Origin of the sequence: Enterobacter sp. CM29, from assembly GCF_013179605.1 — a bacterium.
Taxonomy (GTDB): Bacteria; Pseudomonadota; Gammaproteobacteria; order Enterobacterales; family Enterobacteriaceae; genus Enterobacter; species Enterobacter intestinihominis.
Map to the genome: position 1 here is coordinate 1 of NZ_JABMCU010000242.1, position 5,580 is coordinate 5,580.

Below are 5,580 nucleotides of genomic sequence, written 5' to 3' on the forward strand. Positions count from 1 at the left end.
GCCTAACCGTCAGAAACGCATTTATCACTCGGGTGAAACCGAGGACGGCTCCTGGTTCCTGCGCTGGCTAAGAGACAATTTCGGCGAAGCACCAACGGCAGCGGTGGGGTATTCGCTGGGCGGGAATATGCTGGCCTGCCTGCTGGCGAAGGAGAGCGACGCCGTACCGCTGGATGCGGCGGTGATTGTCTCTGCGCCCTTTATGCTGGAGCAGTGCAGTTATCATATGGAAAAGGGGTTTTCGCGGGTCTATCAGCGTTATCTGCTCAACCTGCTGAAAGCCAACGCCGCACGTAAACTTAAGGCCTATCCGGATACGCTGCCTGTGACGCTGCAACAGCTCAAACGCGTGAAGCGTCTGCGCGAGTTTGATGATTTGATCACCTCGAAAATTCACGGCTTTGCCGATGCGATTGACTATTACCGTCAGTGCAGCGCCATGCCTTTACTGAATCAAATCACGAAACCCACGCTGATTATCCACGCCAAAGACGATCCGTTTATGGATCATCACTCGATCCCCGCCCCTGACTATCTGCCGGATAACGTGGAGTATCAGCTCACCGAGTTCGGCGGGCACGTGGGCTTTGTTGGCGGCACGCTGCGTCGGCCAAAAATGTGGCTTGAGACGCGTATACCCGACTGGTTAACGGCCTATCTGGACGGTAAAAAATGATTATTCCCTGGCAGGATCTCTCTCCCGACACGCTCGATAATCTGATTGAAAGCTTTGTCTTGCGCGAAGGCACCGATTATGGTGAACATGAACGTTCGCTTGAACAAAAGGTCAGCGATGTGAAGCGCCAGCTTAAAAGCGGCGACGTGGTGCTGGTATGGTCCGAACTGCATGAGACGGTGAATATCATGCCCCGCAACGCGTTTCATGGCTGATCTTACACTTTTCCAGTCAGGGAGTTGCTATGTCTGCCAGACATCCGGTTATTGCCGTTACGGGTTCGAGTGGGGCGGGAACCACTACCACCAGCCTCGCCTTCCGCAAGATTTTCGCCCAGCTTAACTTACGGGCGGCAGAGGTAGAGGGCGACAGCTTTCACCGCTACACGCGCCCGGAGATGGATATGGCCATCCGCAAGGCGCGCGATCTGGGTAAACACATCAGCTATTTTGGCCCGGAGGCCAATGACTTCGGCCTGCTGGAGCAAACCTTCCGTGAATACGGGCAGAGCGGCACCGGGCAGTCCCGCAAGTATCTCCATACCTACGATGAAGCCGTGCCCTGGAACCAGGTCCCCGGCACGTTCACGCCCTGGCAGCCGCTGCCGGAACCGACTGACGTGCTGTTTTACGAAGGATTGCACGGCGGCGTGGTGACGCCTCAGCACGACGTGGCGCGCCATGTGGATTTGCTGGTGGGAGTGGTGCCGATTGTTAACCTTGAGTGGATCCAGAAGCTGACGCGTGACATGAGCGAGCGCGGCCATTCGCGAGAGGCGGTAATGGATTCGGTGGTGCGCTCCATGGAAGATTACATCAACTTCCTGACGCCGCAGTTCTCCCGAACCCACATTAACTTCCAGCGCGTCCCCACCGTGGACACCTCCAACCCGTTCGCCGCAAAAAGCATCCCTTCCCTGGACGAGAGCTTTGTGGTGATCCACTTCCGCAACCTGGAAGGCATTGATTACCCCTGGCTGCTGGCGATGCTACAAGGTTCGTTTATTTCGCACATGAATACGTTAGTGGTACCGGGCGGAAAAATGGGGCTGGCGATGGAGCTGATCATGACGCCGCTGGTCAAGCGGCTGATGGAAGGAAAGCAAATCGCGTGAGTTGTTTTGCCCGGTGGCGCTGCGCTTACCGGGCCTACGGGCGTGCTTTTGTAGGGCGGGTAAGCGAAGCGCCACCCGCCAAAAATTAAGCCTCGATCACTTCATACGAATGGGTGATGTTTACCGCTTTCTCCAGCATTAGCGCCACAGAGCAGTATTTCTCCGCAGACAGGTCAACCGCACGCGAGACCGCCGCATCCTTCAGTTCTTTGCCGGTGACGATAAAGTGCAGATTAATATGCGTGAACAGACGTGGCGCCTCTTCGCGACGTTCTGACGTCAGCTTCACTTCACAATCGGTCACGTCATGACGGCCTTTTTGCAGGATCGACACCACGTCGATCGCACTGCATCCACCTGCCGCCATCAGCACCATTTCCATCGGGCTGGGGGCTTTATCGCCGGAGTTGCCATCCATCAAAACCTGGTGCCCGGAAGCAGACTCGCCCAGGAACGTTAACCCTTCAACCCATTTCACACGCGCTTGCATATTCACTCACTCCAACGTTGCATTTTTTATGACAGATTACGTGTACGTTACATTTCTCGCAACGGAAGGCGACCTGCGTCATGCTGAAGCGAGACACCAGGAGACACGCGGCGAAAGCTATGCTAAAACACTCTGGATGCTACAGTAATACATTGACGTTACACATGTATGCAGAGGACATCAAACTTTACTGGCTGCGAAACGTTACGACAGCCGACTTCCCAGGTATGGGTAAGAATTCGATTGCAACCCCAGAGTCCGGATGCATCTTATGACTCTGGTGACAGCTTATAACAGAGGATAACAGCGCATGGTGCTTGGCAAACCGCAAACAGACCCGACTCTCGAATGGTTCTTGTCTCATTGCCACATTCATAAGTACCCATCAAAGAGCACGCTGATTCACCAGGGTGAAAAAGCGGAAACGTTGTATTACATCGTTAAAGGCTCGGTGGCCGTGCTGATCAAAGATGAAGAAGGGAAAGAGATGATCCTTTCTTATCTGAACCAGGGCGATTTTATCGGTGAACTGGGCCTGTTTGAAGAAGGCCAGGAACGTAGCGCCTGGGTTCGTGCAAAAACAGCATGTGAAGTGGCTGAAATTTCTTACAAGAAATTCCGTCAGCTGATTCAGGTCAACCCTGACATCCTGATGCGTCTTTCTTCCCAGATGGCACGCCGTCTGCAAGTGACCTCTGAGAAGGTGGGTAACCTCGCCTTCCTGGACGTGACCGGTCGTATCGCGCAGACTCTGTTGAACCTGGCGAAACAGCCAGACGCCATGACCCACCCTGACGGTATGCAAATTAAAATTACCCGCCAGGAAATCGGTCAGATCGTCGGCTGCTCCCGTGAAACAGTGGGCCGTATCCTGAAGATGCTGGAAGATCAAAACCTGATCTCCGCCCACGGTAAAACCATCGTGGTTTACGGGACCCGTTAATTCCGGTAAAACGGCGTGCCGCCGCAGGGTGGCACGCCGTTTTTGTCTCTACTCCTTATGTGGCGCAGGCTGATCTATCACCCGGAAGTTAACTACGCACTGCGACAAACGCTGGTGTTGTGTCTTCCCGTGGCCGTGGGCCTGATCCTCGGACATCTTCAGCAAGGCCTGCTGTTTTCCCTCGTGCCCGCCTGTTGCAACATTGCCGGTCTGGACACCCCGCATAAACGCTTTTTCAAACGCCTGATTATTGGCGGCTGCCTGTTTGCCGGCTGTAGCCTTGCCGTGCAACTCTTACTGGCCCGCGACATTCCTCTGCCGCTGATCCTGACCGTGCTGGCGATGACGCTTGGCGTAACCGCTGAAATCAGCTCGCTGCACGCCCGCCTGCTTCCTGCGTCGCTGATTGCCGCCATCTTCACCTTAAGCCTTGCGGGCAATATGCCGGTGTGGGAGCCATTGCTGATCTACGCCCTCGGCACGCTGTGGTACGGGCTGTTTAACTGGTTCTGGTTCTGGTTGTGGCGGGAACAGCCGCTTCGCGAATCCCTGAGCCTGCTCTACGTGCAGCTTGCTGAATACTGTGAAGCAAAATACACCCTGCTCACGCAACATACCGACCCGGAAAAATCCCTGCCGCCGCTGCTGGCACGCCAGCAAAAAGTGGTGGATCTGATCAGCCAGTGCTATCAGCAGTTGCACATGCTTGCCGCCAACAAAAATCATGAATATAAGCGGCTGCTGCGTACCTTCCAGGTCGGGCTGGATTTGCAGGAGCATATTTCCGTCAGCCTTCATAATCCGGAAGAGGTGCAAAAGCTGGTGGAGCGCAGCCATGCGGAAGCGGTGATCCGCTGGAACGCGCAGACCGTCGCGGCGCGCCTGCGGGTGCTGGCTGACGATATCCTCTATCACCGCTATCCGACGCGCTTTAACATGGACAAACAGCTCGGCGCGCTGGAAAAGATTGCGCGTCAGCACGCGGATAACCCGGTCGGGCAGTTTGCCGCCTGGCATTTCAGCCGCATCGCCCGGGTGTTGCGCACCCAGCGCCCGCTTTATGCCCGGGACCTGATGGCCGATAAGCAAAAACGACTGCCGTTGCTGCCTGCGCTCAAAAGCTACCTGTCGCTGAAGTCTTCCGCCCTGCGCAACGCCGCAAGAATTAGCGTCATGCTCAGCATCGCCAGCCTGATGGGAATGGCCCTGCACCTGCCGAAACCCTACTGGATCTTAATGACCGTGCTGTTTGTCACCCAGAACGGCTATGGCGCCACGCGGGTGCGCATTCTGCATCGGGCGGGCGGCACGATGGCGGGGCTGATTATCGCGGGCGTAACGTTGCACTTCCACGTGCCGGAAGGGTATACGCTGGTCGGCATGCTGGCGATTACGATGGTGAGTTATCTGATCATCCGTAAAAACTACGGCTGGGCGACGGTGGGCTTTACGGTAACGGCGGTGTACACCCTGCAGTTGCTTACGCTCAACGCCGATCAGTTAATTATTGCCCGCCTGGTCGATACCCTGATTGGCTGCCTGATCGCCTTTGGCGGCATGGTCTGGCTGTGGCCGCAGTGGCAAAGTGGATTACTGAGGCAAAACGCCCACGACGCGCTGGAGGCGGATCAGCAGGCCATTCGCCTGATCCTGAGCGACGACCCGCAGCCGTCTCCGCTGGCCTACGAGCGCATGAAGGTCAACCAGGCGCATAATGCCCTGTTCAACTCCCTTAACCAGGCCATGCAGGAGCCGGGCTTCAACTCGCACTATCTGGCAGACATGAAGCTGTGGGTCACGCACAGCCAGTTTATCGTCGAACACATCAATGCCATGACCACGCTGGCGCGCGAGCACACCATGCTGACGCCGGATCTGGCGCAGCGCTATTTGCAGTCGTGTGAAATTGCCCTCCAGCGCTGTCAGCAGCGTCTGGAGTACGACGCTCCGGGCGAGTCAGGGGATTCGAACATTCTGGAAGCGCCGGAGACGCTGACCCACGGGCCGATGAGCACCCTTGAGCAGCATTTACAGCGCGTTCTCGGGCATCTCAACACCATGCACACCATTTCGTCGGTGGCATGGCGTCAGCGTCCGCATCACGGGATTTGGTTAACGCGCCGGTTAAAACGAACCGCGTATTAGCCTCTGACGATCTTCGCCACCGCCGCGGCAAAACGGGTTAACCCGTCTTCGATGTCTTTGTCTTCCACCACCAGCGACGGCGCGAAGCGCATCACGTCCGGCCCGGCGTTGAGCACCATGACGCCTTCGTGCGCGGCGGCGTGCAGGAAATCGCGCGCGCGGCCTTTGTACTGAGGCTTCAGCTCGGCACCGATCAGCAGCCCCATTCCGCG

The 5,580-nt window shown here is 56.6% G+C and carries 7 protein-coding genes; 5 read left to right on the top strand and 2 right to left on the bottom strand.

The window, feature by feature from the left end; genetic code table 11:
- The 3 genes from HP459_RS20770 to HP459_RS20780 form a co-directional block, all read left to right on the top strand.
- A partial coding sequence (locus HP459_RS20770) for a hydrolase (protein WP_171936760.1) occupies positions 1-676 on the top strand: 676 nt, incomplete at its 5' end.
- Complete coding sequence (locus HP459_RS20775) at positions 673-891, top strand: YheU family protein (protein ID WP_022649608.1); 219 nt, start codon at positions 673-675, stop codon at positions 889-891. The genes HP459_RS20770 and HP459_RS20775, both read left to right, overlap by 4 nt.
- A 29-nt stretch (positions 892-920) precedes the next feature.
- Positions 921-1,790: a phosphoribulokinase gene (locus HP459_RS20780; protein ID WP_171936761.1), complete on the top strand. Its 870-nt coding sequence runs from the start codon at positions 921-923 to the stop codon at positions 1,788-1,790.
- 85 nt (positions 1,791-1,875) lie between these two features.
- Here HP459_RS20780 and HP459_RS20785 read toward each other — a convergent pair whose 3' ends face one another.
- Positions 1,876-2,280, bottom strand: coding sequence for an OsmC family protein (locus HP459_RS20785; protein WP_022649609.1), 405 nt, complete (start codon positions 2,278-2,280; stop codon positions 1,876-1,878).
- 310 nt (positions 2,281-2,590) lie between these two features.
- Between HP459_RS20785 and crp the strand changes: the two genes are divergently transcribed.
- Positions 2,591-3,223 (top strand): cAMP-activated global transcriptional regulator CRP, encoded by a 633-nt coding sequence (gene crp / locus HP459_RS20790; RefSeq protein ID WP_000242758.1) that lies wholly within the window; start codon positions 2,591-2,593, stop codon positions 3,221-3,223.
- A 57-nt stretch (positions 3,224-3,280) separates the two neighbouring features.
- Entirely contained in the window at positions 3,281-5,368 is a 2,088-nt protein-coding gene (locus HP459_RS20795) for a YccS/YhfK family putative transporter (protein ID WP_046620320.1), read from the top strand.
- On the opposite strand, the gene HP459_RS20800 is transcribed toward HP459_RS20795, so the two are convergent.
- On the bottom strand, positions 5,365-5,580 hold a 216-nt coding region (locus HP459_RS20800; RefSeq protein ID WP_171936762.1), incomplete at its 5' end, for an aminotransferase class III-fold pyridoxal phosphate-dependent enzyme. The two genes, HP459_RS20795 and HP459_RS20800, sit on opposite strands and share 4 nt — an antisense overlap.